The following is a 26,460-nucleotide window of genomic DNA, read 5'->3' on the forward strand; positions in this document are numbered from 1 at the left end:
CGCCTCACCAGGCCGCGCTCTCGACGTTTCCCTCGGAGGTGAGGCCGATCCGGATCCTTCCTCGATTCATGACGATGAGCGTCCCGGACCCGTTTCCACATTGAGTGCTGTTCCTGCTGATGAGGAGTCCGTTCGGGCCGGACGTCAGCATGTGCACCGGCCCGCAGCCCGGCAGGGTTGCGAGGATCCTCGTGAAACGACCATCGACGTATTCGGCCAGCACCGCCTTCGCTCGCCCCGATGACCTGGCACCGTCGACTGCGGCGATGACGGTATGACGGTCGCCGGACGGCACGGCGAACGCGATCGTGCCGCCGATCCTTCCTGCCCCGGCGACCAGGACCCGAGCGGAGCGCAGGTCCGATCCGGGCGCGGTCGTGTCGAGGGCACGTACCTGATTCGGACGACCCGTCACGCGCGCAGTGAAGATCAGCGTGGTGTTGTCCCCGGACCACGACAGGCCCCAGTCCCACTCCGTGGTCTTGGTGGAGGCGCTCGCATCCTGGGCCTTGGGCAGGGTCCACTCGCGACGCGCCCCGGTGCGCAGGTCGAGTACGCCGATGACGATCGGGTGGATGTTGGGCTGGGTCCCCGGGGCGAGGGTGATCTCTCGGGTGGTGTAGGCCAGATGCCGGCCGTCGGGGGAGAGGGCGAGCTTCCGTACGCCCCCCGGAACCGACCAGTGCGGCGCTGCTTCGACCACCGCACGACCGTCCTCGGTCAGCCGTACCATTCTGATCCGGCTCGTGCCGGACGGGCCGCTCTTCTCGGGCTGGGACACCAGATACGTGCCGGGACGCGGGCCCCTCGTCACCGCTGAGCCGTACCCGGTCTTCCCCTCGCCGTGCGGTTCGCCGGTACGGGAGTCGACCACGTCCAGGACGCCATCGTGCATTGCCAGCAGGTACGGAGACGCGGTCGCCGGAGTGGGCGGTGCCGGCCTCGAGTGCCGGGGCAGGATGACGAGGACCAAGGAGACGGCGACGACCACCGCGGCGGCGGCCGTGAGCGGTGCGATCACATTGAGCCGGAGCCGAGGGCGAACCGGCAGCCGGAGCGGCCTGGGCTCCTCCGGGCCCCAGGTGTCCGCGACGGCGCAGGCATCGCGGATCCGGTCTTCCAATCCCTTCATGACTGGTCTCCCAGGGTCTTACCGAGGGCGGCGAGCGCCCGCGACGTCGTGGACGAAACGGTTCCCCGGCTGACGCCCAGCGTGCGGGCGATCTCAGCCTCCGGCAGGTCCGCGTAAAAGCGCAGGTACAACACCTCTCGCTGCCGGCGTGGCAGGCGCGCGATCGCCTCGAGCAGCGTCCGGCGTTCCTCATCGACCATGACGGCCGACTCGGCCGACCAGGCCGGCGGAGGCTGACCCATGCCGAATCGGCGGGCCACCGCCCTGCGCCGCAGGACCGACCGGCAGCGGTTCAGCACCGCCGAGCGCGTGTACGTCACCGGGTCGTTTATCGACGGCCAGCGGCGGTGGAGTTCGAGGAAGGCGTCGTGGACGACGTCTTCGGCCGTCGCCTGGTCACCGACCATGAGCATGCCGAGGCGGATCAGACCGAGCGCATGCTCGCGGTACACCGAGGTGACCGCGCCCACGGCCTCGGGTGACCCGCGTTCGAGGATGAGGAGTTGGCGATTCACGGGACAGAGACGCCTGTGACACCGAAATGCTGAGCCGTCCCCGAGAATTCTTCGGACATCCGGTGGACCGTAGCCGAACGCGCGGGCCGCTCGCGGCCGACGCTTTCAGCTGCTTTCATGGCCGGCCTATCCCGGAGGATGAGAACCCGCAGGTCGGCCGGGTAGGCCCGGACCCCCGCACCGCCGTCGTTGACCCCTCCGAGATCGCGAACCGATCCTGAGGAAGCGCTCCCACCGCGCCGAACTCCCGCGGACATCCGTGCTCGGATCCGCGGGCGGATCGAAGGGAAACGGTGTCGTGAGAAAGCGACGGAAAAGCGCGCTCGCCGCGGCCCTAGGAATGGTGTCCATCCTGGTCATGAGCGTGTTCACGGGGCCCTCGGCGTGGGCGCACGGGGCGTTCATGCAGCCGGGCGCCCGTACGTTCCTGTGCTGGAAGGACGGCCTCACCTCGACCGGGGAGATCAAACCGCAGAACCCGGCGTGTGCGGCCGCCGTCGCCCAGAGCGGGGCCAACTCCCTCTACAACTGGTTCGCCGTGCTGCGCTCCGACGGCGCCGGCCGTACGCGCGGGTTCGTCCCCGACGGGCAGCTGTGCAGCGGCGGCAACCCCAACTACTCCGGGTTCGACCTGCCGAACGCCAACTGGCCGGTCACGCACCTGACCAGCGGTGCGAACTTCAATTTCCGCTACAACAAGTGGGCGGCGCACCCGGGCTGGTTCTACCTGTACGTCACGAAGGACGGCTGGGACCCGACCAAGCCGCTCACCTGGGACGAGATGGAGACCGACCCGTTCCTCGTGGCCGACCACCCGGCGGACACCGGGCCGACGGGCAGCGTCGACGGCTACTACTACTGGTCGGGCAACCTGCCCGCGAACAAGACCGGACGCCACATCATCTACTCCGTCTGGAAGCGCTCGGACAGCAACGAGACGTTCTACGGCTGCTCCGACGTGGTCTTCGACGGCGGCAACGGTGAGGTGACCGGCGTCGGCGACACCAGCGGCGGCGGTGGCGGCACGACCGTGCCGTGCACGGCGACGTTCAAGACGATCAGCAGCTGGTCCGGCGGCTACCAGGCCGAAGTGACGGTGAGCAACCCCGGCACCACCACGCTGAACGGCTGGACGGTGAGCTGGATCGTGCCGAGCGGCCAGACCATCAACAGCCTGTGGAACGGCACGCTCACCATGAGCGGAGACCTCGCGACCGTACGGAACGTGGATTACAACCGCAACGTCGCGGTCGGCGCGTCGACCACGTTCGGGCTGGTCGCGAACGGGACGGCGACCACACCCAGCCTCACCTGTACGAGCCCCTAGGACGGCCTGCCGCGGCGCGGGGGACATCGACCGTGATCTCCCCCGCGCCGCGTCATGAGCACCGGCCGAACCCTGCACATGAGGAGGAATCCACCATGCCGTCGCCACTCCGGCCGAGACTCGCGGCCGTCCTGGCGCTGTCGCTCGGCGTATTCCTGGCCGTCACCGCGCTGGCGGTGCGGCCGGCGTCCGCCGCGTCGACACTGAACCAGCTCGCCCAGGCGCAGGGCAGGTACTTCGGCTCGGCGACCGACAACCCCGAGCTGTCCGACACCCCGTACACCGAGATCCTCGGCAGCAGTGAGTTCGGCGCGATCACGCCCGGCAACTCGATGAAGTGGGATGCCACCGAGCCGTCGCAGGGCCAGTTCAGCTATACCAAGGGCGACGCCGTCGTGAGCTTCGCCAAGGCCCACAACCAGATCGTCCGCGGCCACACGCTGCTGTGGCACAACCAGCTGCCGGGCTGGCTCACCAGCGGCACCTGGACGGCCGCGCAGCTCACCTCGATCCTGCAGAACCACATCGCCAACGTCGCCGGCCACTACAAGGGCCAGGTCTACTCGTGGGACGTGGTCAACGAGCCGTTCAACGACGACGGCACCTACCGGTCGGACCTCTGGTACAACACGCTCGGCACCGGCTACATCGCCACCGCGCTGAAGGCCGCCCGCGCCGCCGACCCGAACGCCAAGCTCTACATCAACGACTACAACATCGACGGGCTCGGCGCGAAGAGCGACGCGATGTACAACCTGGTCAAGTCGCTGAAGGCACAGGGCGTGCCGATCGACGGCGTCGGCTTCCAGGGGCACCTCGCGATCCAGTACGGCTTCCCTACTGACGAGGCCGGGAACCTCCAGCGCTTCGCCGACCTCGGCGTCGACGTCGCCATCACCGAGCTGGACGTCCGCATGGTGCTGCCCGCGGACGCGACCAAGGTGGCCACGCAGGCGGAGTACTACACGAACGTCGTCAAGGCGTGCCTCACGGTGCCCCGCTGCGTCGGCATCACGATCTGGGACTACACCGACAAGTACTCCTGGATCCCCGGCGTCTTCAGCGGCCAGGGCTCGGCCCTGCCCTGGGACGAGAACCTCAACAAGAAACCCGACGTGTACGGCGCCATCTCCACCGCGCTCGGCGGCCCCGGCGGTGGCGGTGGTGGTGGCGGCGGGGGCACGACCGGCTGCAAGGTGACCTACTCGGCGAACGACTGGGGTACGGGCTTCACCGCCGCCGTCACCATCACCAACGGAAGCTCGGCCATCAGCGGCTGGACGCTGAAGTACTCCTACGCCGGGAACCAGACGCTGAGCCAGGGCTGGAGCGGCACCTGGTCGCAGTCCGGCAAGGACGTCACCGTCACCAACGCGAGCTGGAACGGCACTCTCGCCGCCGGCGCGTCCACGTCGGTCGGCGCCAACTTCACCTACACCGGTACGAACACCGCACCGACCGCCTTCACACTGAACGGCACCGCCTGCACCTGAGAACCGGCCGATGTCGGACGGGACTGTCAAGATCGACATATGACGGAAACCGACCTTCCCGACTGGGCGCCGGTGCCCACCGATCGATGGGCGCACGGGATGCGCGAACGGCTCGCCGAGGGGGTGCCGGCCGCACTGGACGAATTCGGCCGGCACCTCGCCGCTTTCGGCGACGGACTGGACAAGCGTCGCCGCGTGACGAAGACCTGGAAGAAACGCACGGTCAGGCTCCTCGGCGCCGACGGCGCGCCCGAGCTCGCCCGCGACGCCCTCCGACTGCTCGTCACGGACGTTTCGGGGCCGCTGGTCTCCAACGAGAACCGCGATCTCGCCCTCGGGTTCGTCCTGGCGGTGGGCCTCGCCGGAGAGCCGGCCGCCGTCCCCGACCTGTTCAGGCTCGCCCGCGAGGCCGCCAACCTGCCCGGCACTGCGGCCCTCATACGCGATGACGGGCTCGCGCAGGCCGCGTTCTCCGCCTTGGAAGACCTGAACCATACGGCCGCTCTGGACGCGCTCTGCCGGCTGCACCAGCAGGTCGACTATGTGATCCTGCGTGAGAAGCACCTGGCTCCGGTGCTCATCGACGCGGCCACGAGGCTGGGCATCCCCGAGGACCGGCGGATCGAACTCTCGGTGCCCGCACACGGCCTGACCGCCGACCACACCGGGACGTTCGGTCCCCGCGGAGAGGGGACGATCTACACCAACGTTCCGTTCCACGCCGAGATCACCATCGAGGACCCGCACACCGTCGCCGTGACGTGGATCGATGACGAGGGCACTCGTCATCGGACCACTTCGCCGTTCTCCTCGCCGAGGGGCTTCAAGAGCACCTACTTCTCGCACAACGTCGAGGTCCCGCGGATGCACGCCAACCGGGTCTCGGAGACCCTCGCCGCGGAACGCCGGCGCCTGCGCGACCTCCCGATCGCCGACCGTTGGCCGTTCGAGGAGTGGACCACCCTCTACCGCGACCACCCGATCACCGGTGCCGTGGCCCATGGATTGATCTGGGAGTTCGAGGCCGCGGACGGGTCGTGGACCGCGGCCCTGCCACTCCGCGACGGCTTCGCCACCCTGGACGGCGCCGTGCCACCGGACCCGTCCGACAAGACCGCCGTCCGTCTTTGGCACGCGTCCCGCGCCACTCCGGACGAGATCGAGGCTTGGCGGGCACGGCTCGCCGAGGCAGGTCGCGTCCAGCCGTTCGACCAGCTCGCCCCATGAACGGCGGGCCGGCCACGTGTTGTCACCAGGTGCAGGCGTGGGCCGTGTCACCGACGTCGACGCCGGCGGCGACCTCACCGAGCGTCCGGCGGCTCAGCGCGGGGCCGCCCTCGTAGTCACGTACGGTGAGCAGGCGCCCGTCGCCGAGGTCCACGGCGACGGCCGTGCCGCCGTCCGGTTCTCCGGTGGTCGAGACGGCGTTGACGGGGTAGGAGCGAGCGGGCCGTCCGCCGATCCGCAACGGCGTCCCCTGGGCGGGGAGACGTCCCTCGCCGACCTCGGCGCCTATCGACCGCAGTGCGCTCGTCGCCACGAGTTCCGCGCGGCAGCCCGAGTCGGTCCTGCTCACGACGACATGGTCCGTGGCGAACCCCGTCGGCAGCCAGGTGGCCCGCAACGGCGGGACGACCGTCGCCCGGCCGTCCGGGCCGACCGATCGGGCCACGTGCAGCGCGTCGGTGCAGGGGTCGATGAAGCCGTTCATGGTCACCGACAGCACCGCCTGGGCGGTGGGCCGCCAAGCGATCATGCACCTCCCCTGGCCGTCCTGCCACCGCCGGGCCTCGTGCCCGTTCACGTCCACCGTCGTGCTGCCCTGCTGACGGCGGAGCGACGTCAGGGGGTCCTCTCTTCCACCCTGCGTGGGCGGCTCGACCCCGACGTCGACCCTCGGCACCAGCGCGTTATCGACCGACCGTTCCGTCACCGAGCGGTCGGCCCAGGTACGGATCTGGATGGAATCCGACCGTCCCTGGCCGACCTGGCGAGCGACCTCGGTGAAGCCCTGCGGCAACCAGCCCGGCCGGTACAGGAGCCGGACCGGTGCTGGCCGCGGTCCCGCCTGGACCCGATGGCCGATCGATTCCGGCCCGCCGGACGGCACCCAGACAACGGCGGCCGCGATGGCCGCACCGGAGAGCACGACGGCCATGACGCCCTGCGTCGCCACGCGGCGTCGGCGGGCGCGTCCCATCCGTACGCGGAGGTCCGCCAGAACGCGGTCCGCCGCGGGAGCGTTCTCCGCCTGCCGCTCGAATGCCTGACGGATCACCTCATCGGTCGTCATCGCAGGTCTCCCCTCGCGGCGTGGTCGTGCGGATCCAGGTCCCCTTGGGGATCGAGTCGTAGCTCGGCCAGCGCCCGGGACGCGTGCGAGCGCACGGTCGCCTCGGAGCAGCCGAGGATGTCGGCGATCTCGGCGTTGGACAGGCCCTCGTAGTAGCGGAGGGCGAGCACCGCGCGCTGCCGTGGCGGCAGCGCCATGATCCCGGACCAGACGGCGTCGCGTTCCTCGACCTGTCCGGCATGGCCGTCGTCGGGTTCGATCGCGGCGTCCAGCACCCCGTCGGTGGCCGGTACCTCCCCGGAGGAGCGGCGTCGCCGCCACGACAGGTACTCGTTGGTGATCATTCGCCGCAGGTAGGCCTCAGGTGAGGCCATCGCGCCGATCCGCCGCCAGCGGCGCTGCGCCCTGATCAGCACGTCCTGCACGATGTCCTCCGCCCGATGCGGGTCACCGGTCAGCGCGGTGGCGAACCGCAGCAGCCTCGGCAGCCGCGCCGCCAGAAACTCCTCGAAGCCCACCGGCACCCCTATCTCTCGCCTCTGTCTCCCTCCTTGAACGTCGCAGGGGAGCCCATCCGTTGAGTCGCCGGCGGAATTCGCGCGTCAGCGGTCTTGCGGGAGGGCGGCGATGCCGTCGAGCAGGCGGTCCAGCGCGAACTCGAACCGGGTGCCGAGGTCCGGGGCGGTGAGGTCACCGGCCAGCGCGACGGTGTGCGGAAACTCGTCGGCGGGCAGGGCGGCGAGCCGGTCCCGCAGGTCGTCGAGGTAGGAGCGGGGAGGCCGGCCGGCGGCGACGGCGGCCGACAGCGGGGCCTGCTCGCCGCCGACGAAGCCGATCAGGAAGGTGGTCAGCAGGTACAGCGCGTAGGCGGTGTCCCGGTCGGAGAGCCCCGCGCCGCGCAGCGCCCCGAGCACGGCCTCGACCGTGCGCAACTGGCCACGGCCCGCGGCGAACCGGCCGGAGAGCAGCCGGGCCGAGTCCCGGTACGCGAGCAGGTGCCGGCGCAGCGCGCGCATGATCTCGGAGAGACCGGCTCGCCAGTCATCGCCGTCGTACGCCGGGAGGTCCGGCACGTCGGCCACCGCGTCGGCGAGCAGGTCGAGCAGCTCCTCCTTGTTCCGTACGTGCCAGTACAGCGACGCGGCGTGCACGTCGAGCCGGGCGGCGACCTTGTTCATCGTCAGGCCGTCCAGCCCTTCGGCCTGCAAGGTGTCCAGCCCGGCGGCCACGATCGCCTCCGGGCGGAGCTTCGGATCCGCCGCCGGCGGGCGGCCGCGTCGCGGCGGCATCGGGTTCCTCCCCTGGGGTTGCCGGTCGTTCGGGCCGTCCGTAATGTAGCGCCCGAGCAAAATCCAATGGCATTAGATTAAGGGGGCAGGCATGGCCGACGACTCGCCTGCGTGGTACGTCACGAGCGCGCTCTCGGCGCTCGCCGCGTACGGGGATGCGGTGGCGCTGCGGTACCACGGGCGCTCGGTCACCTACCGGGAACTGCTCGCCACGGTCCACCGGACCGCGCGGTTCCTGGAGCGGCGGGGACTGCGCCGAGGCCAGGGCGTCATGCTGCTTTCCCGCAACCGCCCGGAGGCGTTCGCAGTCAGACTCGCCGCCCACCTGCTCGGGCTCCGTTACACCCCGGTGTTCCCCGACACCGTCGGCGACGCGGACGAGCTGCGGCACCTGCTGACCGACACCCGGGCCACCGCCCTCGTGTCCGACCTGGAGATCGGGCCGGTGGCGGGCCTGGCCAAGAGTGCCGGCGTCCCGCTGGTGTACTCGCTCGTCGACCTCACGGCCGTCGCCGGAGGCGAGTCCGACGAGCCCGTCCCGGTACGGGCCCAGGAGGGCGACATCGCCCGAATCCTGTACACCGGCGGCACCACCGGCCGCCCGAAGGGCGTGCCCGCCACGTTCGCGGGACTCGGAGCGTCCACGAAGGCGTGGGCGGCGGCCGGGGCTGATGCGCCGCCGGAGGGCACGCGGTTCCTGCTGGCGACGCCCTTCGCTCACGGCTCCGGGGACGCCGCCCTGAACATGCTCCGCCTCGGCGCCGGTGTGGAGATCATGGACGGGTTCGACCCGGCCGAGATCGTCGCCGCGGTACGCGACGCTCCGGCGGCGATCACCTATCTGTACCCGTCGTGGCTGTACCGCCTGCTCGACCACGCCGAGGCGACCGGCGCCGACCTGACCCCGTTGAAGTTCGTCATGTACGGCAGCTCCCCCGTCGCCCCGGCCCGGCTGCGTCAGGCCCTTGAACTGCTCGGCCCCGGATTCATGCAGACGTACGCGACCACCGAGGCACCGGCCATCGCGACACTGCAGCCCGCCGACCACGCCGCCGCCCTGGCCGGTCGCCCCGAACTCCTCGCCTCGGTCGGCCGCCCGATGCCGGGCGTCACCGTCACGCTGCGGCGCACCGACGGCACGCCCGCACCACCCGGTGAGGTCGGAGAGGTCTGCGTCGAGGGACCGGGCGTGATGACCGGATACTGGAATCGCCCGGACGACCCCGGCCAGACCGTGCTAACGGACGGCCGACTGCGCACCGGCGACCTCGGCCGATTCGACGACGACGGCTACCTCTACCTGGTGGGCCGGCTGAAAGACATGATCATCGTCGACGGCTACAACCACTACGCCGGCCCGATCGAGGACGCGCTCACCGAGCACCCCGCCGTACGGGAGGCCGCCGTGGTCGGCGTGCCGGACGAACGCACCGGCGAAGCCATCCACGCCTTCGTGACAGTCCGCCCGCCCGGCATCACCCCGAACGCCCTGCGCTCCTGGGCAAGCGACCACCTGCCCACCGACGCCGTCCCCGTCACGATCACCGTCCTCGACGAGCTCCCGCTAACCCCGCTAGGCAAACCCAACAAAACCGCTCTCCATCCCCGAGCCACCCGGTCCGCGGGTACCTGAGCCGGGAGCCCGGCGGGATCCGATCCGCCGAGGATTTCCAGGGCCATGACCCCGAGAATCCTCGGCCACAGTCGGCAGGTTCAACACGCGAGTTGATCTCGCCAGGGGTGCGTGCCGAAGCTGTGCGCCAAGGCTTCGTTCAGCCAACGTCGCTGCACCTGGGTCAAGAACGGAAGAACCGCGGCGAAGTCGGTCTCGTCCTTTGGCCGGGGCTGCTTGGCCTTGTAGAACAGCTGGATCTCGGGAGCGAGGTAGGGGACGCCTTCTGGGCTGATCTCTCCGATCTCGGGCAGGGGGCGGCGAATGCCCGGATCGCGGCGCGAGAGCCAGTCACCGTCGCGTGTCTCATCGAGCATGATCTGGATGCGCCACGGCTCATCGGGACCCGGGCGGCACCAGACGTCGTGGACGGCTTGTGGCAGGGTCTCCGCAGGTTCCCAGGGACGCAGGACTCCGGGCGGATCGGCGGCCCAGTGCTCCCAGCCGCGCAGGACGCCGTGAAGGTGGATCTGATCCGGACGCAGCAGCATCACGTCGATGTCGCCGTGGTCGCGGAGGCGGCGGCCGGCGGCGAGTTCGATCGCGTACCCGCCGGCGACCCACCAACGACACGGCAACGCCGACAAGAGCGAAGCGACCTGCGCGGGCGTCGCCGGCTCCCAGCGCCCGTACGGCGCGACGATCGACCTCATGGCCTGCGCTCACCTCCCTGGGATGGTGCCGCTCTCTCACAGGGCCCACCAGCAGTACAGGCGCGTGCCCGCCGACCGCGCTCGCTGGGCGAGTTCCGACAGCAGCACGAGCACGTCGAGTGCGTGGTCGCGTGTGATGACCGATACAACACGGAGGTGCTCGCCTTCATCGGCGCCCTGCCCCACGTCGCGACTCTCGACCGGGCGGGGCGTGCGTGGCCGTACGCAATGCCCGGCGGACTACCTCACCAGAGTCTGCCGACCGTCGTGTTCATCGAGCCGTTCGTACGACGCGGGCGTCGGACCGTCGGATGGGAACCGGATCGCGACGTCCAGGCCGCCTTCCGGCCGGGCGTGCGCCGTGATGGTGGCGTCGTGGGCGGCGGCGATGGCGCGGACGATCGACAGGCCGAGGCCGTGGCCGCCGTCGCCCCGGGCGGTGCGTCCCTCGAGGCGCTGGAACGGCTCGAACAGGCCGTCCACCTGGTCGGGCGGGATCACGGGCCCGGTGTTGCGCACCGACAGCACGGCGTGACCCTCCTCGGTCGCCGTGTCGATCTCCACGCGCCCGCCGGGGACGTTGTAGCGCACCGCGTTGTCGATGAGGTTGGCCACGAGGCGTTCGGCGAGCGCCGGGTCGCCGGCGATCGGGGCGGGCGACGTCCGTACGTCGATGCGGAGGCCGAGCCGCTCGACCCCCGGACGAGGGGCGAGCAGCGCCTGGTCCGAGAGCTCCGCCAGGTCGAAGGGTTCCCGGCGGTCGAGTCCTCGTTCGCCGGTGGCCAGGGTGAGCAGCGCCTCGAGCAGGCGTTCCTGCTGCTCGCTGATGGCGAGCACGCGCTCGGACGTCGCCCGGAACGCCGCGAGCGTGGCCTCGCGGTCGGTGAGCGTCTCCTCCAGCAGCGCGTGTTCGAGGGTGAGTGGGGTGCGTAGCTCGTGGGCCGCGTTGGCGACGAAACGCTTGTGGGCGCCAAGCGCCGTCTCCAGCCGGCCGAGGAGGCCGTCGACGGTGTCGGCGAGGTCCTTCAGCTCGTCGCGCGGGCCGCTGACGGCGAGCCGTTCGTGCACGTTGCGCGCTGAGATCTGCTGGATCGTGGTGGTCATCGTCCGCAGCGGCCGGAGCACCCGCCCGGCGACCAGCCATCCCAGGACGATGGAGACCACCACCATGATCGCCAGTGCGACACCGGACTGGACCAGCATCGCGTGCATCTGGGCGGCGCGCTGCCGGGTCACCTCCGCGTCCATCCGCGCGCTGAGGCCGCTCGGATCTGGAGGCGGCGACAGGTACTGGAAGGTGTCGCCGCTCAGCGCGTGGCCCGGGCCCGGGCCGATCCGATAGAGGTACTTCTTCCGGCCGGTGGCGTGCTGGACGAGCAGGTACGTGATGGTGAGGAGCACGGCACCCGACATGGCGAACAGCACGCCGTACAGGAGGGTGAGGCGGAGGCGTACGGTGCGCGGGCGAAGCCCGTCCCCGACCCGCCCGCGGAGCGGTGTGCGCAGATTCATGGCCTTCATATCCGGTAGCCGCCCCGGGGAACGGTCTCGATGACGGGTGGGGCGCCGAGCTTCGACCGCAGCCGGTTGATCGTCGCCTTGACCGTGGTGGTGAACGGGTCGGCCGCCTCGTCCCACACCCGTTCGAGCAACTCCTCGGCGGGCACGGGGCGGCCTCGGGCGGCCAGCAGGTACTCCAGCACCGCGAACTCCTTCGGGCTGAGCGCCAGCCGCGCGCCCGCCCGGAACGCGGTCCGCTGCGCGGGGTCGAGCCGCAGGTCGGCGTGGGACAGGATCGGCGGCAGGGCCGGCTGCGCGCGGCGCCCGAGGGCCCGGACCCGCGCGACCAACTCAGCGTAGGCGAACGGCTTGGGCAGGTAGTCGTCGGCGCCCAGGCTGAGCCCCTCGACCCGGTCCGCGATCGTGCCGGACGCGGTCAGCATGAGCACCCGCGTGTGCCGCCCCTCCGCCATCAGCGCCGCGCAGACGTCGTCGCCGTGCACGCCGGGCAGGTCCCGGTCGAGCACGACGACGTCGTAGTCGGTCAGCGCCGTACGGTCGAGGGCGTCCTGGCCGTCGTAGGAGACGTCGACCGCCATGCCCTCCCGGCGCAGCACCCGCGCCACCGAATCGGCCAGCTCGACCTGGTCCTCGACGACGAGCACCCTCATCCGCGCACCTCTCGCATGGACGCCAGGATGCCTGACGCCCGGTCACAACCGCGTCACAGCGACGAGGACCGTGATGTGACCGCCCGGTCCGTAGAAACGACCTCAGACGCCGGGCCAGGTGGCTCCGGCGGCATCGAAACGCAGAGAGGTCGACGACATGACGAGCACGCACAAGGTGAGAACCCTCGGGACGATGGCCGCGGCGATCCTGATCACCGGGCTGGGCCTCACGGCCTGCGGGGGCGGTTCCGGCAAGGCATCCAGCGCCTCGACCTCCGCCGCGGCCCATTCCGGCGGGACCGCCGGGAACTCGACGAAGGCGGTCAAGTACGCCGAGTGCATGCGCAAGAACGGCGTGCCGGCGTTCCCCGACCCGGATCCGAACGGGCGGGTCATGCTCAGGGGGACGAAGGGGAGCGGGCTGGACCCCGAGTCGCCGCAGTTCAAGGCCGCCTCGCAGGCGTGTAAGGCGTTCGCGCCGCAGGGAGCCGTCGGCGGGGGCCAGACCGACCCCGCGATGCTGAAGTTCGCCGAGTGCATGCGGAAGAACGGCGTGCCCAACTTCCCCGACCCGCAGGGCGGGAAGCTCATCATGAAGCAAGGTTCGGGCATCGATCCGAACTCGCCGCAGTTCCAGGCCGCGCAGAAGACGTGCCAGAAGCTGCTCCCGGGCGGTACCCAGTGAGCTCGGACGGCCCGGTGAGCACATCCGTCTCCGGACGGGAGGTGGAGGCCATCGGCGCCACCGTGCCCGACCGGGCAGCCGAGCCGGAGACCTCAGAGGTCGCCACGCCAGAGCCGGCGAAGCCGCGGCGACGGCGCCGCCGCCGGTCCGTACGCGTCGGTGCCGCCGTCCTGGTCCTGGCGGTCGCGGCGGGTGTCGTGATCGCCGCCGCGCCGTTCGGCGAGGGGAGGAAGTCGCCCCCACCGCCCGCCGTCGGCGCACAGCTCGCCACCGTCCAACGGGGGCCGCTGGCGTCGCAGGTGAATCAGAGCGGCACCCTCTCGTACGTCGCTCAGGACGACGGAACCCCCTACACGGTCGTCGGTCACGCCACCGGCGTCTACACCTGGGTGCCGAGCACCGGCGACGAGATCAAGTGCGGCAAGGTCCTCTACTGGGTCGGCGACACTCCGGTGGTGCTGCTCTGCGGGAAGTGGCCGGCGTACCGCGACCTGTCGGAGGGGGACAGCGGCAAGGACGTGCGCGAGCTGAATCGCAACCTGGTGAAGCTCGGGTACGCCGACCGTTCGGAGCTCGACCCGGACTCGAAGTACTTCGGCGCGGAGACGGCGGCGGCGCTCGAGAAGCTGCAGGACAAGATCGGGGCCGATGAGACCGGGTCGCTCAAGCTCGGTGCGGCGGTGTTCCTGCCCGGCCCGCTGCGGATCACCAAGGCGATGGCCAAGCTGGGCACGAACGCCCGGCCGGGCGAGCAGGTCGCGCAGGCGACGTCGACCGACCGCCAGGTGACGGTGGGCCTGGACGCCTCGCAGCAGTCCCAGGTCAAGGTCGGCGACAAGGTACAGATCACCCTCCCGGACAACCGGACGACCTCCGGGAAGGTCGACCGGATCGGCGCGGTGGCGAGCTCGTCGGGGGACAAGGACTCCAGCAGCGTGACCGTCCCGGTGTACGTGACGCTCCAGCGCCCGAAGGACGCGGGCACGCTCGACCAGGCGCCCGTCCGGGTCGAGATCACCACCGCCGGGGTCAAGGACGCGCTGATCGTGCCGGTCACCGCGCTGAGCGGCCAGGCCGGCGGCGGCTACTCGGTGGAGAAGGTCGACGCCCGGGGCATGCACAGCGTCGTGCCGGTCACGCTCGGGCTGTTCGACAACGCGGACGGCCTCGTCCAGGTGTCGGGGAGCCTGTCCGAGGGCGACCGAGTGGTGGTGCCCGCCTCATGAGGCCGATACGACGGAGACCAGTGCCGGTCGTCGGCGGCGAACCACCGGCTCTCGACCTGGCGACGGTGACCAAGACGTACGGCGAGCAGCCGCCCGTACGCGCGCTGCGCGGGGTGAGCCTCACGGTACGGAAGGGCGAGCTGGTGGCGATCGTGGGCCCGTCCGGGTCCGGCAAGACCACGCTGCTGCACGTCATGGGCACGCTGGAACGGCCGACCACGGGCACGGTGAGCATCGACGGGGTCGACGTCGACCGCCTCGACGACCGCGGGCTCTCCGCGCTCCGGGCCCGCAGCATCGGCTTCGTCTTCCAGCAGTTCTTCCTGGCCGAGCACTCCACCGTGCTGGACAACGTCGCCGACGGTCTGCTGTACGCCGGCGTCGAGGTCCGCGAACGCCGGAGAAAGGCGATGGAGGCGCTCGCCCGCGTGGGACTGGAGGAGCGCGCGTCCTCCCGGCCGACGAAGATGTCGGGCGGCCAGCGGCAGCGGGTCGCGATCGCCCGCGCCCTCGTCGGCCGGCCGGCGATCGTGCTCGCCGACGAACCGACCGGCAACCTCGACAGCGCCACCGGGGCGTCGATCGTCGAGCTCCTCCACGAGCTAAACGCCGACGGCGCGACGATCGTCGTGATCACGCACGACGCGGAGCTGGCCGCCCACCTGCCCCGCCAGGTGCACGTACGCGACGGGCTGATCACCTCCGACAGCGCGGGCGACCGGGCGACCGAACGAGTGGCGGCCCGGCCATGACCGCCCTGGTTCCCGCCCGGCTGAGGTTCGGCGACCAGGCGCGCGTGGCGAGCGTCGGGCTCCGGGCCCGGCGGCTGCGGTCGGCGCTGTCGGCGCTCGGCATCGCGATCGGCACGGCCGCGATCGTCGCGGTGCTGGGGCTGTCCTCCTCGTCCCAGGCCGGTCTGCTGCACGAGATCGACCGTCTCGGCACGAACCTGCTGACGGCGAAGAGCGGACAGTCCTTCTCCGGGCAGGCGGCCCAGCTGCCGCAGGAGGCACCGGCGCGGATCTCGCGGCTCGCGGCCGTCGAGCAGGTGGCGGACACGGCCACCGTCGATACCGCGAAGGTCTACCGCAGCCCGCTGATCCCTCCGGTCAGCACGAACGCGCTCACCGTGCGGGCGACCAGCCTCAACCTGCTGCCGGTGATCGCCACGAGCGTCGCTCAGGGACGCTGGCTGAACTCCGCGACCGCCACGAAGCCCGTCGTGGTCCTCGGCGCGGTCGCCGCGCAACGGCTCGGGATCGACGGGGTCCACGCGGGGCAGCGTGTCTGGCTGGGCGGCCAGTGGTTCTACGTCGCCGGGATCCTCCAACCGGCCGTGCTGGCACCCGACATCGACACGAGCGCCCTGGTCGGCTACCCGGCCGCCCAGCGCTACCTGAACTACACGAGCATCGTCCACGGCAAGGCCGCGAACGGCCCGCCGAGCACGATGTACGTCCGGTGTGACACGAACCGGGTGAACGCGGTGCACGAGGTCCTGGCCCAGACCGCCAACCCCGAGTCGCCGAACGAGGTCGACATCAGCCAGCCCTCCGACGCGCTCACCGCACGGGCCGCCGCGAGCGGGGCGTTCAACAGCCTGTTCCTGGGCCTCGGCGTCGTCGCGCTGATCGTCGGCGCGGTCGGCGTGGCCAACATCATGATCATCTCGGTGCTCGAGCGCCGGTCGGAGATCGGCCTGCGCCGCGCGCTCGGCGCGACCCGGGGACAGATCCGTACGCAGTTCCTGTCGGAGGCGATCGCGCTGGCCTTCCTGGGCGGCGCCGTCGGTGTGGCGGCCGGCGTCCTGGCCACCGCCATCTACGCGGCGACCAAGCACTGGGCGGTCGTCATCCCTCCAGAGGCCTGGGCGGGCGGCATCGGTTCGGCCATCCTGATCGGCGCCCTCGCCGGCCTGCTTCCGGCCCTCCGCGCCTCCCGCATGGCCCCCACCGAGGCCCTGCGAACGGTCTGACCCGTACGGCCGTGATCGCCGAGGATCGTCGTGGGCAGAACACCGACGATCCTCGGCGGTCGACCGGCTATCCGCTCCGGGCCAGGGTGTTCCGCGGGCTTCCGGCGGAGGGTGATCGGCGTCTGATGAGGGATTCCGCTGCGATGAGGTTGACGATCCAGCCGAGGGCCTGGCCGATGGGGATCATGGATGGGGCCTTGTCGCCGATGGAGCCGAAGCCCGTGGTGGTGAAGGGGATCTGAGCGATGAGGAGGAGTGGGACGAGGATTCGGGAGGTGACGGCGAGGAAGGTCAGGGCGTAGTTGCGCATCATCCAGTTCTGGTGCCGGGTGTAGTCGTGGCGGCGGGCCGCTCGGTAGGCGAGGGCGCCGGTGATGACCCAGAGGACGGCGGGGATGGTCAGGCCGATCTGGGTGACGAGGCGCCCGGACAGCAGCGCCACTGGGACGGCGGCGATGGCGGAGGGCAGGACTCCGGCGAGTAGGTAGAGGCGGCCGATCGTGCGGTGGATCCTTCTGCGCGCTCGGATGGCCGGGACGAATTGAAGGGGGCCCAGGACGAGGGCGATGAACGCGGTGAAGATGTGGGTGACGAGCACGGCGTAGTGGGCTTCGCCGCTGACGTCCAATCGGCTGTTGCCGATGTCCAGGAGCAGGTAGGGGCTGACGAGGACCGCGCCGAAGACGGTGGCGACGATGAACATCAGCCAGACCTTGCGGGCTTTTCGCGGGATGGCGGCGGTCGGCCGGGCTGTCATCTGTTCCCCTTGATCAGCGGGAGGGCGATGATCGCGGCTGCGACCTGGCCGGGGTGGGAGATGAGGGACAGGTGTCGGGCACCGGGGATGATGGTCGGGGCCGGGGCACCGATCAGCTTCGCGGTGTCGTACGGCGATGAGCGGGAGAACACGTCATCCTCGGCTCCGAAGACCACCTTCTTCGGAACGGCGACCCGTGTCAGCGCGGCCAGCCGAGCGGCGGGCAGCCCCACGATGCCGCGCATGCTCCACAGCGCGTGTTCGGCGCTGGTGACCTGCAACGGTCGCCTCCACTGGTCCACGCCCGCGCCGTCGAGCCGGGGACAGGCCGGACCGCACTGGGAGCCGTAGATCTGGCGGATCACCCAGTCCGACCGGACGGCGATCCGTAGCAGAGTCGTCCGGTACGGGTTGAGGAGCACACGCTGCAGGTCACCGGCGCCGGCCCCGGCACCGGTGTCCAGCCCGTCCCCATCGAGGAACACCAGGCCGTCGACGCGGCCGGGGGCCCGCAAGGCGGCCGCGGCCGCGACCGCGGCGCCCGTGGAATGTCCCACGAGCGTGGCGCGGTCCAGGTGCAAGGCGTCGAGGAAGCCGAGGAGCTGCGCCGCCTCGTGCTCGGCGTCGTACGGGCCGCGTCGCTCGCTGTACCCCCAGCCGGTCATGTCGAGGGCGTACACCCGGCGATGGGCGGCGAGCAGGCCCGCGACCCGGTTCCAGGTGTCGGCCGACTCGGCGGCGCCGTGCACGAGGACGACCGGCGGCCCGGCGCTGCCCCACTGCCGGTACCGCGTGCGGATCCCGTCGGCCGACACGAATCGCAGACCCGCGGGCTCGCCGGCGCGGCCGGCCGTCGCCGCGTTGTAGCCGAAACTGAAGAGGGTGGCCGTGACGATCAGCACCAGCACGGTCGCGAGTAGCCGTCGTGCCCATTTCCGTCGCCGGGTCGGCCTCGGCCCTCCCGCGCGACGGCGCGGCCATCGCCTGCGCACTCCGGTCCGTACCGCCCCCGATGCCGGACGCCGCGCTTCGTCCGGTTCTTCGGCGGGGACCACGCCGGGCCGTTCGTCGGCCTCCGTGACATCCTCTGGCATCATCGGCTGCTCATGACTCCCTCCGGCGACGGTGACGTCGCACCATCGTCGGAGGAGGTCACGACCACCGTCGTCGTATCGCGGGAGGCTTCCCGCATACCCCCCTCGGCGTAGGCGGCCCACGCGCCCCAGGCCCCGTGACGCCGGTCACCGCGCGGACACCCAGGACGGAATCACGGGCACGGCTTTCCTGGGACGGGCAACCCTTTCGGCGCCCTCGGCGGTACTCGTGAGCGGAAGCACGTGAGATGGGGTTGCCTATGCGAGATCGACCGGAGTTCACCGCCTACGTGGAGGAGCGGTCACCGCGGCTCGTCCGTACGGCGTATCTGCTGTGCCATGACTGGGCGCTCGCCGAGGATCTCGTGCAGACGGCGCTGGCGAAGGTCTGGCGCGCCTGGCGCCGGATCGGCACCGACCCGGACCCGTACGTGTACAAGGTCCTCGTCAACACGCACGCGTCGTGGTGGCGGCGCCGATGGCGGTCCGAGGTCCCGACCGAGACGGTGCCGGAGACGCCCGATCCCGCCGATGCGATGAGCGTCCGGGACGACCGGGCCGCCATCCACGCGGCGCTTCGGCGGCTGCCCGACCGGCAGCGCGCCGTGCTGGTGCTGCGCTACTTCGAGGACCTCACGGAGGCCGAGGTCGCCCGGATCATGGGCTGTTCGGTCGGCACGGTGAAGAGCCAGGCGAGCAAGGCGCTGGCCAAGCTGCGCATCGATCCAGAGTTCACCGCGCCCGCCGCGATTCCAGGGGGAGTGTCATGACGCGCACCATTCACGATCTGCAGGCCGTCCTCGAGGAGACCAGCGCCCGCCCACCCGTCGGCGACGACCGCATGAGCGGCGTACGGCGGAAGATCCGCCGGAACACCCGCCGGCGCCTGGCCGTCAACGCCGCGGTGAGCATCGCGGTCCTGGCGACCGTCGGCGTCGCCGTCCCCCGGCTGACCGACCGGGGCCCGGAGACGGAGCCGGTGGCCGGGGAGTCAGGCCCGCTGCCGGCGCGCTACATGGGCATGCCGCGCATCGCCGCCCAGACCTACGTCGAAGCCGGCAAGATGATGCGCCTGCGCTTCACGCCGACGGGCCGGGACACCGCGATCGTCATCCAGTGCCCCCCGGGGTTCAACAGCTGGCAGAAGGCGGGGAATTCATCGGACTCTGGAGACTGTCAGCGTAACCACCTCCTCCCCGGTTCGGTGACGCTCAGTGAGCCGAAGAGCGGATACCTCCCGCCGGGTGATCCTGTGGACCTGGAGTCCGCGGTCGTCCCGATCCGCGATCTAAGCCGGGTGACCCTCTCCGACTCCGTCCAGCCCTGGGAGGGAAAGCGCATGACGATCGGCCAGTACCTCGCCACGAACCCGGTCGGTAAGGCCACCTGGTCGGTCGCCGTCTACAGCGGCACCTGCAAAGGGAGTCTCTGCTAGTAGGCGGGCGGACCTGGTCTCGGCGTAGCCGAGGCTGGTAGTGGCTCGGCACCTGGCGGCTCGGCAACAAATGTCCTTCGGTGCGGCTGACGGTGAGCAAACGGCCCGCGCCGATATCCACCGCGACGGTCCCGCCGCCCTGGAAGGAGGACCACTCCGACGACCGCGATGACATAGGCGACGCGAAGCACGCCCAAGGCGTGAAGGGAGATCGGTATGAGGTGGCCGGCCAGGCGGGCCACGTGGAGAACGAGCAGCCCTCCCGTGGTCAGCCACGGCCCGCGCCATCGCGTCGCGATCAGATCGAAGGCGACGGCGCCGAGGAGGACCCCGGCGGTGTAGTAGGAGTACACCTCGGGGTCGAGCAGGATCCGCGCTGCCGTTGCGAGAAGGATGATCGCCGGCCATCGCCCTCGGATGACCGCGGCCGTCCCCAGCGCACAGCCGAGGAGCAGCTGGGCCGGGCGGTCCCAGGCCGGTGTTCTCGGGTCCGTGAATCCGAGGGTCCGCAGCCCCGACGAGACCGCGGTCGGAATGGTGAACCTCGTCGCCGCCAGGGTGTTCGGGTCGTACAGCAGGAATGGCAACCACGCCACCGCGAGGCCGAGCGCGCAGAAGACGGCCGCCCGCCACCAGTGGCGACGCGGAAGCGCCAGCAGCAGAGGGGCGAACGCCGCCGCCCAGGGCTTGGAGTCGGCGGCGGCCGCCACCAGCAGCCCGGTCGCGATCGGATTCCCGCGTACGAGCGCGCGCATCGCGGCGACCCCGAACCCCAGCGCCAGGACGTCGTCGAGATGGCCCGCATGGGTGACCAGTTCGGCCCACACCGGAAGAAACACGAGCCCGGCTGTGAGCAGCCGCGATGGCCTGCGTGCGGCCGTCGGGACCAGCTTCCACAGCGCTCCCAGCAGCGGCGGGCCCGTCGCGCTCATCAGTACCAGGGCCACGATGCGGCCCGGCCATGAACCGAGCAGCTGAAGGGGCGCGGCGACCAGGAAGGAGATCGGCCCGATCTGTAGCTCAGGGTGCGCGGCGTACAGGTGCATGCCCTGACCCGGCTCGTCGTCGAACAGCAGGTGGCCGCCCTGGGCGAAGTAGTGCCAGGATCCTCCGGCACCCGGGAGCCGGATGACCGTCCACAGCACGGTCCAGGCCCACAGCCACCACCAGACGCGGGACCGCCGCGTGGCGCCACGGTCGACCGGCTCGGAGACCGATGGCTCGGGACGTTCGAGCGCGGCCACCGGTGACGAGGTGCGATCGGTCATCGCGCCGTCCGCCGGAGACCGTACGGCTGTGCGGGTCGGTGCGCGAGTGCCGATCGGGGGCCGACCGTACTGTCGTCGCCCATGGTGGGTGCCTCCCATCAGCGGATTTTCCGATACACGCTAGGGAAGCCGAAGTAAGCGGACGTGAAGCCCAAGGCAAGCGGACGGTTTACTCCTCTTTCGGGCGATATGGAGGGAATATGCCGGTTCTCCATGGCCGCTGTTCGGGATCGTCCTTACCGTCGCGGGCGTCGGTGGGCTCATAGTGTTCGCCGAGGATCGTCGTGGGCGTAACCACGACGATCCTCGGCGAACGACCGCTACCCGCCCGTACGGTCGCCGTAGATGACACCGCGGCCGTTGGTGCCCACATAGACGCGGCCGTAGACGCGCGGGTCACCGGTGATGGCGGCGCCGATGTTGCCCCACTGGTGCGCGTCGTCGTTGATGCGAACCCAGGTGGCCCCGGAGTCGTCGGACCGGAAGATGCCGCGCACGCCGCCGACCTTGGCGATGATGTACAGCGCCGGGTAGGTCTTGCCCGAGGCGGCCATGCCGAAGCCGACGTTGTCGGCCTCCTGGACGTTCGAGAGCTTGGTGAACGTCGCGCCCGAGTCGGTCGAGTGCCACAGGCCGTACGTCGAGCCGGAGCCGCCGGCCAGCCAGATGTCGCCCTCGTGCCCGGCGACCGCCTTGAACCGTACGTTGCCGGACGACGGCAGGCCGGTCGCGGCGCTCGCGGTGAAGGTCGCGCCGCCGTCCGTACTGACGTAGAACCGTCCGCCGGAGAAGCCGTAGAACTTCTTCGGGTTGACCCGGTCGGAGCTCACCCGCGCGCCGGACGGGATGCCGGACGAGGCGGTCCAGGAGTTGCCGAAGCCGACCGCGTAGTACACGCCCGTGCCGTCGGGGCTCCACACGAACCGGCTGCCGTCGGCCGCCGCGGCGACGGTGCCGCCGTTGGTCACGCCGGGCGGCTCGCTGCCCTGCCACCAGTTCGCGCCGCCGTCGGTGGAGAAGGCGATCCGGTTGACGCTCGGGTTGGCGGACTTGTCGATGTCGCCGACGCGGACCATCCAGCCGGGGTTGGTCTCGGCGTAGTCGAGGCTCGTCGTGGAGGTCAGGGTCGGCTGGGTGTACATCATCGACGGGATCGCGTCGAGGTTGGTGTGCCGGAACCCGCCGACGTCACCGAGGGCCGACAGCAGGTGCGCGTCGCCGGACGGCGGGCTGATCAGGTCCAGGGCCGCGGTCTCCTCCAGGCCCTTGACCATCGGCTTGATCGCGATCTGCTTCCCGGCGTCCCAGTCCGTCAGGTTCGTCGTGCCATAGATCGTGGCGCCGGTCCCGTACATCATGCGCGCGGAGTTGAACGGGTCGATCTCGAGTGCCTCGGTCATCCAGCCGAGCTTGGGCGTGACCTCGGGCGGCTGCGGGTTCGCGCCGAACGTCAGCCACGGCACCGAGGACACGTCCAAGGTGTAGCGGAACGTACGGCTCGGGTAGCCGTTCCAGTCCCACGCGCGGGTCCAGGTCGCGCCGCTGTCGGTGCTGCGCCAGATCAGCGTGTCCGGCCACCAGGAGCTGTACCCGGTGACCATGATGGTGCCGGGGTGCTGCCGGTCGACGGTGAGCCCGCTGTAGCCGTAGTAGTTGTCGGAGCTCGACACCGGGATCGGGCTGATCTCGGTCCACGCGCCCGTCGCGGTGTTGTAGCGCCAGACCTGGCCCTTGGACCCGTCGTAGGGGCCGCCCTTGTCGCTGGTGGCGATGTACAGGTAGCCGTTGGTCGTGTCGAGCACGCCCTTGTGTGCCATGTAGCCGGTCGGCTGGCCGGCGACGCGCTGCCAGGTGGAGCCGCCGTCGGTGCTGCTGTAGACGGTGTTCTGCGGGTCGGCGACGCCGACATAGATGGTCTTGGTGGCGTTGCCCGAACTGCCGCTGCGCTTGTCGAACGTCACCCACACGACGCCCTGGTTGTCGCTGAGGTAGCCGGAGGAGTCGCTCGGGTCCTGCTTGTACGTCCCGGGGTTCGGGAAGGACGTGACCTTCGCCCAGGTGGCGCCGTAGTCGGTGCTCCTCCACAGGCCGTTGCCGCTCGGCGCGCCGAGGTAGAGGACGCTGTCCTTGTTCGGGTCGATGGCCAGGCGCTCGCCCATGCCACGGCCGGGCATGTTGCCGCCCAGCTTGAACGGCAGCGACGTGGCGGTCCAGCTGTCGCCCTTGTTCGTGGACCGCAGGATGGCGCCGTTGTTCGGGTCCCAGCTGTTGGTGTACATGCCGGCGGCGACGTACACGCGGTTCGGGTCGACCGGGTCGGTGGCCAGGCTCGCGGCCCCCATCCACCCCCAGTTCGTGAAGCCGATGGAGTCGAGCAGCGGGGTCCAGGAGCTCGTGCTCTGGTTCCAGCGGTACACGCCGCCGATGTCGGTGCGGGCGTAGACGAGGTTCGCCTGCGACTGGTTGAAGACGATGCTGGGGACGAACCCGCCGCCGCCGATCTGGACGTTCTTCCAGGTGTACGACTCCGCGGCGGAGGCCGCGCCGCCGGCGGCGACCTGGCCGGCGAGACCCGCCAGAACCATGATCGCGGCGGCCAGCGCGGCCGTGAACGCGCCGACCGGATTCCTGCGCATTGCCGAACTCCTCTCTCGGCAGCGCTTCCGGGAGGGTGGGCACCCAGACTGCCGATCAAGGACGACGCTCACACCGGCGTGTCGAGACCGTCAACGATTCGATTCGCCGTTCGACGGCCTTTCACGAATCGCCGGATCGACCAGCGGAAACGCGGAAAAGAATCCGTGCTATGGCGGCGCCGTTCGACCATGACTCAGGCGGGCTGGTCGGCCGCCCGGTGCGGGGTCTGGAAGACGCGCACGATGTCGCTCATGCGCTCGGTCATGACCTCCTCGGCCCGCTCGACGTACCGCTTGCGCTCGGCGCGGTGCTGGGCCCACGCGGGCGCGGACGGGGCGTTGCGGATGACCGCGTGCCAGCGGCCGGTCAGCTCGTCGAGGACCTGCCGGGCCTGCATGAAGGCGTGGCCGGGCAGGTCGACCTCACGGGACTGCCGTGCGGCCGTCTCGACCGACCGGTACGCCTTGGCGGCCTCGGCCGCCTGGTTCTCCTTACGGCCGGGGGCGACCATGCTGACGACCGTGGCGAGCAGGGCGGCGGCCAGCGCCAGCCCGCCCGCGACGAGAGGGAAGCGGTTGCCGGCCAGGACAAGGCTGCCGGACACCCCGGCGGCCAGGACGGCGGTCGACCCGAGCCACAGGTTCAGGACGCGCCAGATCTTCACCGTCTCGGCCTGGGCGCGCGCCGAGTGCGAGCAGTGCTCCTCGATCCGGTACAGCTCGGCGGCGACCGTCACGCGCCACGCGGGTTCGCTTCCGATGAAGAGTTCCTTGTCGACCATGGCGTTTCCCCTTGATTACTCGCCGATGATGACGCCGATGATTCAGCGGGTCGTGGTGGCGGTGAGCGCGTCACGAGGAAAAAGGGGAACGCCCTTGACCGAGGAATGGACTACTTCGCTGGGGCTACCGCCGTCGCAGGTCCGCGAACGCCTCGTCCCAGCGGTCGGCGACCTCGGAGATCCGGTAGCGGAGCGCCGTCTCCTTGCCGTTCTCGGCGAGCCGCCGCATCTCGTCGGGGCTGTCCATGAGCGACAGCAGGGCGTCGGCGAACGCGTCGATGTCGCCGTCCGGCACGAGGATGCCGTCCTGGCCGGACGTGATGATCTCCCGCGGGCCCTGCGGGCAGTCGAACGACACCACCGGCACCCCGGCCGCGAACGCCTCCACGATCGTCATCCCGAAGCCCTCGAAGCGGGAGGTGATGACGTGGATGGAGGCCTTGGCCAGCTCGCCCTCGACGTCGCTGGTCGACCCCATGAAGGCCACGTTGTTGTGCAGGCCGAGAGAGCGCGCCCGCTTACTCAGCCGGTCGCCGTGCGTGCCGTCGCCGTAGATGCGCAGCTTCCAGTCCGGGCGCTTCTCGACGACCTTGGCGAACGCGTCGAGCAGCCGGTCGTACCCCTTCACCTTGACCAGCCGGCCGGCGGCGAGAACGACGCGGTTCTCCAGCCGGGACTGCGGGCGCGGCGTGTCGGGCAGCCCGTTGCCGATGGCGTACACCCGGGTCGGGTGGCCATCGAGCATCCGCGCGTACTCGGTGTGGTCGGCGTCGGTCAGCGTGATGACCGCGTCGAGCTTGGGATACCAGGTGCGGATCTCCTCGAGGATCCCCGGCTTGTGCGCGCCGAAGTGGAGGTGCTCCTGACCGACCAGGATGACGCCGTCGCGCGCCAGCTGCGCGGCGGCGATGTTGAGCCCCGCCCGGGTGGTGACCAGGATGTCGGTCTGCATCTCGGCGAGGTACTTCTTGAGCGCGCGGTCGCTCTCGGCGTTGAAGTTGGCGTACGCGCGCTCGTCCGGGTGGAACAGCGTGCTCGGCTTCTCCAGCCGGGACGCGAACCCGAACCGCCACCACTTCTTCGCCGCGGGCCGCAGGTCGACCAGGTGGGTGAGCCGCACCTTGTCCGAGTGCGGCAGGAACGGCCGGTTGCGGTGCCGGAAGACGCTGACGACCTCGACGTCGTGTCGCAGCGCCAGTTCGTCGGCGAGGTTGAACGTGGCACGGACGGTGCCGCCCATGCCGTAGGCGTTCATGATGAGGATCGAGATCTTCATGTCGACGCCTCCGCGTTCGCGACGACCGTGGTGGCGATCGCGAGGTGGTCCTTGTCGGTGTAGTACGCCCGTACGCGTACGCGGTCGGTGTCACGCGCGACGTGCTGGGCCGGGAACCGCACCTTGTTCTTCTTCTGCGGGATGTCGTCGAGCCAGGTCGCGACGGTGAGCCCGCCGAGCTCGAGGTCCCAGAAGCCGCGTTCGGTCTCCACCGCGAAGGGGGAGTTCGGCAGCTCGGCCTCCCAGCGGTCGCCGGTGACGGTCGCCTCGCCGGTGACGGTGTCCCCGGTCTTACGCCGGGTGGCGACGATCCGCGCGTCGGCGAGTGTCGCGCCGTAGGCGAGGAACCCCTCGAACGTCAGCTTCTCCTCACCCGGGTGGACGGCGGTGACCTCGGCGTGCGGCTCGGCCGGGCGGACGTCGACGCGGAGCCCGCCGGAGGTGGCGCGGAAGGTCTTCAGCGCGCGGCCACGGGACCGGCGCGCGTACTCGATAAGGCCGTCGAGGGAGAATCCCGGATCGGTCGTCATGACCTCGGCCCCCGCCGCGTGCACCGACCAGGTGCCCTCGGTCAGGTCCAGGCCCGACAGGTCCGCCGCGTCGCCGTCGAGGGACACCGTGTGCGCGGCGTCCTCCCGCCGGAGCGTGAGCATCGCGGCGTCGGACGGTGGTTCGGCCCAGCGGATCCACAGGACATCGTCTGCGTCGAGGCGTGCCGACGCGGCGAGTACGACCATCGCTGTGGGGATCCCTTCGTCCTACCGGAGTGACCGGACATGTA

General features: G+C 70.7%; 26 protein-coding genes. 10 read left to right on the plus strand and 16 right to left on the minus strand.

The window, feature by feature from the left end:
• Window positions 1–4: 4 nt before the first annotated feature.
• Both ACQP2O_RS01865 and ACQP2O_RS01870 read right to left on the minus strand, forming a co-directional pair.
• On the minus strand, window positions 5–1,132 hold the full coding sequence (locus ACQP2O_RS01865; RefSeq protein ID WP_433179413.1) for a hypothetical protein: 1,128 nt from the start codon (window positions 1,130–1,132) through the stop codon (window positions 5–7).
• A complete protein-coding gene (locus tag ACQP2O_RS01870) occupies window positions 1,129–1,647 on the minus strand; it encodes an RNA polymerase sigma factor (protein ID WP_433179414.1) in 519 nt (172 codons plus the stop codon). Before ACQP2O_RS01870 ends, ACQP2O_RS01865 begins: the two co-directional genes overlap by 4 nt.
• 298 nt (window positions 1,648–1,945) lie before the next feature.
• Here ACQP2O_RS01870 and ACQP2O_RS01875 point away from each other — a divergent pair, with 298 nt between their 5' ends.
• From ACQP2O_RS01875 to ACQP2O_RS01885, 3 genes are all read left to right on the plus strand, one after another.
• A complete protein-coding gene (locus ACQP2O_RS01875; RefSeq protein WP_433179415.1) occupies window positions 1,946–2,974 on the plus strand; it encodes a lytic polysaccharide monooxygenase auxiliary activity family 9 protein in 1,029 nt (342 codons plus the stop codon).
• 95 nt (window positions 2,975–3,069) lie between these two features.
• Entirely contained in the window at window positions 3,070–4,467 is a 1,398-nt protein-coding gene (locus ACQP2O_RS01880) for an endo-1,4-beta-xylanase (protein ID WP_433179416.1), read from the plus strand.
• 39 nt (window positions 4,468–4,506) lie between these two features.
• A complete protein-coding gene (locus ACQP2O_RS01885) occupies window positions 4,507–5,694 on the plus strand; it encodes a DUF4132 domain-containing protein (RefSeq protein WP_433179417.1) in 1,188 nt (395 codons plus the stop codon).
• 22 nt (window positions 5,695–5,716) lie between these two features.
• Here the strand turns inward: ACQP2O_RS01885 and ACQP2O_RS01890 are convergent, their stop codons facing one another.
• The 3 genes from ACQP2O_RS01890 to ACQP2O_RS01900 form a co-directional block, all read right to left on the minus strand.
• Window positions 5,717–6,760, minus strand: coding sequence for a hypothetical protein (locus ACQP2O_RS01890; protein WP_433179419.1), 1,044 nt, complete (start codon window positions 6,758–6,760; stop codon window positions 5,717–5,719).
• Complete coding sequence (locus ACQP2O_RS01895) at window positions 6,757–7,278, minus strand: SigE family RNA polymerase sigma factor (protein ID WP_433179421.1); 522 nt, start codon at window positions 7,276–7,278, stop codon at window positions 6,757–6,759. The genes ACQP2O_RS01890 and ACQP2O_RS01895 overlap by 4 nt, the downstream gene beginning before the upstream one ends.
• 84 nt (window positions 7,279–7,362) lie before the next feature.
• On the minus strand, window positions 7,363–8,049 hold the full coding sequence (locus ACQP2O_RS01900; RefSeq protein ID WP_433179423.1) for a TetR/AcrR family transcriptional regulator: 687 nt from the start codon (window positions 8,047–8,049) through the stop codon (window positions 7,363–7,365).
• A gap of 91 nt (window positions 8,050–8,140) precedes the next feature.
• Here ACQP2O_RS01900 and ACQP2O_RS01905 point away from each other — a divergent pair, with 91 nt between their 5' ends.
• Window positions 8,141–9,682 (plus strand): AMP-binding protein, encoded by a 1,542-nt coding sequence (locus ACQP2O_RS01905; protein WP_433179424.1) that lies wholly within the window; start codon window positions 8,141–8,143, stop codon window positions 9,680–9,682.
• Between the two features lie 80 nt (window positions 9,683–9,762).
• On the opposite strand, the gene ACQP2O_RS01910 is transcribed toward ACQP2O_RS01905, so the two are convergent.
• The 4 genes from ACQP2O_RS01910 to ACQP2O_RS01925 are packed head-to-tail and all read right to left on the minus strand — an operon-like array spanning window position 9,763 to window position 12,545.
• Complete coding sequence (locus ACQP2O_RS01910) at window positions 9,763–10,374, minus strand: nucleotidyltransferase domain-containing protein (protein WP_433179425.1); 612 nt, start codon at window positions 10,372–10,374, stop codon at window positions 9,763–9,765.
• 36 nt (window positions 10,375–10,410) lie between these two features.
• A complete protein-coding gene (locus ACQP2O_RS01915) occupies window positions 10,411–10,560 on the minus strand; it encodes a hypothetical protein (protein ID WP_433179426.1) in 150 nt (49 codons plus the stop codon).
• Window positions 10,561–10,614: 54 nt separating this feature from the next.
• Entirely contained in the window at window positions 10,615–11,895 is a 1,281-nt protein-coding gene (locus ACQP2O_RS01920; protein WP_433179428.1) for a sensor histidine kinase, read from the minus strand.
• Window positions 11,892–12,545 carry a response regulator transcription factor gene (locus ACQP2O_RS01925; RefSeq protein WP_433179430.1) on the minus strand — a complete coding sequence of 218 codons (654 nt, stop codon included), beginning with the start codon at window positions 12,543–12,545 and terminating at the stop codon, window positions 11,892–11,894. The genes ACQP2O_RS01920 and ACQP2O_RS01925 overlap by 4 nt, the downstream gene beginning before the upstream one ends.
• A gap of 157 nt (window positions 12,546–12,702) precedes the next feature.
• On the opposite strand from ACQP2O_RS01925, the gene ACQP2O_RS01930 reads away from it, so the two are divergent.
• From ACQP2O_RS01930 to ACQP2O_RS01945, 4 genes are read left to right on the plus strand one after another with little or no spacing between them, the layout of a single operon-like run.
• Window positions 12,703–13,230 (plus strand): hypothetical protein, encoded by a 528-nt coding sequence (locus ACQP2O_RS01930; protein ID WP_433179431.1) that lies wholly within the window; start codon window positions 12,703–12,705, stop codon window positions 13,228–13,230.
• Window positions 13,231–13,244: 14 nt separating this feature from the next.
• On the plus strand, window positions 13,245–14,456 hold the full coding sequence (locus ACQP2O_RS01935; protein WP_433179432.1) for an efflux RND transporter periplasmic adaptor subunit: 1,212 nt from the start codon (window positions 13,245–13,247) through the stop codon (window positions 14,454–14,456).
• Between the two features lie 20 nt (window positions 14,457–14,476).
• Window positions 14,477–15,208 carry an ABC transporter ATP-binding protein gene (locus ACQP2O_RS01940; protein WP_433179434.1) on the plus strand — a complete coding sequence of 244 codons (732 nt, stop codon included), beginning with the start codon at window positions 14,477–14,479 and terminating at the stop codon, window positions 15,206–15,208.
• Window positions 15,205–16,431, plus strand: coding sequence for an ABC transporter permease (locus ACQP2O_RS01945; protein WP_433179436.1), 1,227 nt, complete (start codon window positions 15,205–15,207; stop codon window positions 16,429–16,431). The genes ACQP2O_RS01940 and ACQP2O_RS01945 overlap by 4 nt, the downstream gene beginning before the upstream one ends.
• 67 nt (window positions 16,432–16,498) lie before the next feature.
• Here the strand turns inward: ACQP2O_RS01945 and ACQP2O_RS01950 are convergent, their stop codons facing one another.
• Window positions 16,499–17,188 (minus strand): DUF2306 domain-containing protein, encoded by a 690-nt coding sequence (locus ACQP2O_RS01950; RefSeq protein WP_433179438.1) that lies wholly within the window; start codon window positions 17,186–17,188, stop codon window positions 16,499–16,501.
• Window positions 17,185–18,285: an alpha/beta fold hydrolase gene (locus ACQP2O_RS01955; protein ID WP_433179439.1), complete on the minus strand. Its 1,101-nt coding sequence runs from the start codon at window positions 18,283–18,285 to the stop codon at window positions 17,185–17,187. Before ACQP2O_RS01955 ends, ACQP2O_RS01950 begins: the two co-directional genes overlap by 4 nt.
• Window positions 18,286–18,542: 257 nt before the next feature.
• Between ACQP2O_RS01955 and ACQP2O_RS01960 the strand changes: the two genes are divergently transcribed.
• Both ACQP2O_RS01960 and ACQP2O_RS01965 read left to right on the plus strand, forming a co-directional pair.
• Entirely contained in the window at window positions 18,543–19,052 is a 510-nt protein-coding gene (locus tag ACQP2O_RS01960) for a SigE family RNA polymerase sigma factor (RefSeq protein ID WP_433179441.1), read from the plus strand.
• The gene (locus tag ACQP2O_RS01965; RefSeq protein WP_433179442.1) at window positions 19,049–19,717 is read left to right on the plus strand and encodes a hypothetical protein; all 669 of its coding nucleotides are present in this window, start codon (window positions 19,049–19,051) and stop codon (window positions 19,715–19,717) included. The genes ACQP2O_RS01960 and ACQP2O_RS01965 overlap by 4 nt, the downstream gene beginning before the upstream one ends.
• Here ACQP2O_RS01965 and ACQP2O_RS01970 read toward each other — a convergent pair.
• The 5 genes from ACQP2O_RS01970 to ACQP2O_RS01990 all read right to left on the minus strand — a co-directional run bounded on the left by ACQP2O_RS01970 (window position 19,714) and on the right by ACQP2O_RS01990 (window position 26,416).
• Window positions 19,714–20,985: a hypothetical protein gene (locus ACQP2O_RS01970; protein ID WP_433179444.1), complete on the minus strand. Its 1,272-nt coding sequence runs from the start codon at window positions 20,983–20,985 to the stop codon at window positions 19,714–19,716. The two genes, ACQP2O_RS01965 and ACQP2O_RS01970, sit on opposite strands and share 4 nt — an antisense overlap.
• 320 nt (window positions 20,986–21,305) lie before the next feature.
• Entirely contained in the window at window positions 21,306–23,621 is a 2,316-nt protein-coding gene (locus ACQP2O_RS01975) for a xyloglucanase (RefSeq protein WP_433179445.1), read from the minus strand.
• A 194-nt stretch (window positions 23,622–23,815) separates the two neighbouring features.
• Window positions 23,816–24,403 carry an SLATT domain-containing protein gene (locus ACQP2O_RS01980; protein WP_433179446.1) on the minus strand — a complete coding sequence of 196 codons (588 nt, stop codon included), beginning with the start codon at window positions 24,401–24,403 and terminating at the stop codon, window positions 23,816–23,818.
• A gap of 124 nt (window positions 24,404–24,527) precedes the next feature.
• Entirely contained in the window at window positions 24,528–25,679 is a 1,152-nt protein-coding gene (locus tag ACQP2O_RS01985) for a glycosyltransferase family 4 protein (RefSeq protein WP_433179448.1), read from the minus strand.
• Window positions 25,676–26,416, minus strand: a complete 741-nt coding sequence (locus ACQP2O_RS01990) for a hypothetical protein (RefSeq protein ID WP_433179450.1) — start codon at window positions 26,414–26,416, stop codon at window positions 25,676–25,678. Before ACQP2O_RS01990 ends, ACQP2O_RS01985 begins: the two co-directional genes overlap by 4 nt.
• Between the last annotated feature and the right edge of the window lie 44 nt (window positions 26,417–26,460).

It is taken from the genome of Actinoallomurus sp. CA-150999, assembly GCF_050942425.1.
GTDB lineage: Bacteria > Actinomycetota > Actinomycetes > Streptosporangiales > Streptosporangiaceae > Actinoallomurus.

Bases quoted from the DNA above. Each gene is read 5' to 3' on its own strand.
- ACQP2O_RS01955 (WP_433179439.1), bottom strand. From the start codon at position 18,285: ATGATGCCAGAGGATGTCACGGAGGCCGACGAACGGCCCGGCGTGGTC.
- ACQP2O_RS01985 (WP_433179448.1), bottom strand. From the start codon at position 25,679: ATGAAGATCTCGATCCTCATCATGAACGCCTACGGCATGGGCGGCACC.
- ACQP2O_RS01970 (WP_433179444.1), bottom strand. From the start codon at position 20,985: ATGACCGATCGCACCTCGTCACCGGTGGCCGCGCTCGAACGTCCCGAG.
- ACQP2O_RS01930 (WP_433179431.1), top strand. From the start codon at position 12,703: ATGACGAGCACGCACAAGGTGAGAACCCTCGGGACGATGGCCGCGGCG.
- ACQP2O_RS01905 (WP_433179424.1), top strand. From the start codon at position 8,141: ATGGCCGACGACTCGCCTGCGTGGTACGTCACGAGCGCGCTCTCGGCG.
- ACQP2O_RS01900 (WP_433179423.1), bottom strand. From the start codon at position 8,049: ATGCCGCCGCGACGCGGCCGCCCGCCGGCGGCGGATCCGAAGCTCCGC.
- ACQP2O_RS01980 (WP_433179446.1), bottom strand. From the start codon at position 24,403: ATGGTCGACAAGGAACTCTTCATCGGAAGCGAACCCGCGTGGCGCGTG.
- ACQP2O_RS01885 (WP_433179417.1), top strand. From the start codon at position 4,507: ATGACGGAAACCGACCTTCCCGACTGGGCGCCGGTGCCCACCGATCGA.
- ACQP2O_RS01960 (WP_433179441.1), top strand. From the start codon at position 18,543: ATGCGAGATCGACCGGAGTTCACCGCCTACGTGGAGGAGCGGTCACCG.
- ACQP2O_RS01910 (WP_433179425.1), bottom strand. From the start codon at position 10,374: ATGAGGTCGATCGTCGCGCCGTACGGGCGCTGGGAGCCGGCGACGCCC.
- ACQP2O_RS01920 (WP_433179428.1), bottom strand. From the start codon at position 11,895: ATGAAGGCCATGAATCTGCGCACACCGCTCCGCGGGCGGGTCGGGGAC.
- ACQP2O_RS01990 (WP_433179450.1), bottom strand. From the start codon at position 26,416: ATGGTCGTACTCGCCGCGTCGGCACGCCTCGACGCAGACGATGTCCTG.
- ACQP2O_RS01950 (WP_433179438.1), bottom strand. From the start codon at position 17,188: ATGACAGCCCGGCCGACCGCCGCCATCCCGCGAAAAGCCCGCAAGGTC.
- ACQP2O_RS01975 (WP_433179445.1), bottom strand. From the start codon at position 23,621: ATGCGCAGGAATCCGGTCGGCGCGTTCACGGCCGCGCTGGCCGCCGCG.
- ACQP2O_RS01865 (WP_433179413.1), bottom strand. From the start codon at position 1,132: ATGAAGGGATTGGAAGACCGGATCCGCGATGCCTGCGCCGTCGCGGAC.
- ACQP2O_RS01945 (WP_433179436.1), top strand. From the start codon at position 15,205: ATGACCGCCCTGGTTCCCGCCCGGCTGAGGTTCGGCGACCAGGCGCGC.
- ACQP2O_RS01925 (WP_433179430.1), bottom strand. From the start codon at position 12,545: ATGAGGGTGCTCGTCGTCGAGGACCAGGTCGAGCTGGCCGATTCGGTG.
- ACQP2O_RS01890 (WP_433179419.1), bottom strand. From the start codon at position 6,760: ATGACGACCGATGAGGTGATCCGTCAGGCATTCGAGCGGCAGGCGGAG.
- ACQP2O_RS01880 (WP_433179416.1), top strand. From the start codon at position 3,070: ATGCCGTCGCCACTCCGGCCGAGACTCGCGGCCGTCCTGGCGCTGTCG.
- ACQP2O_RS01965 (WP_433179442.1), top strand. From the start codon at position 19,049: ATGACGCGCACCATTCACGATCTGCAGGCCGTCCTCGAGGAGACCAGC.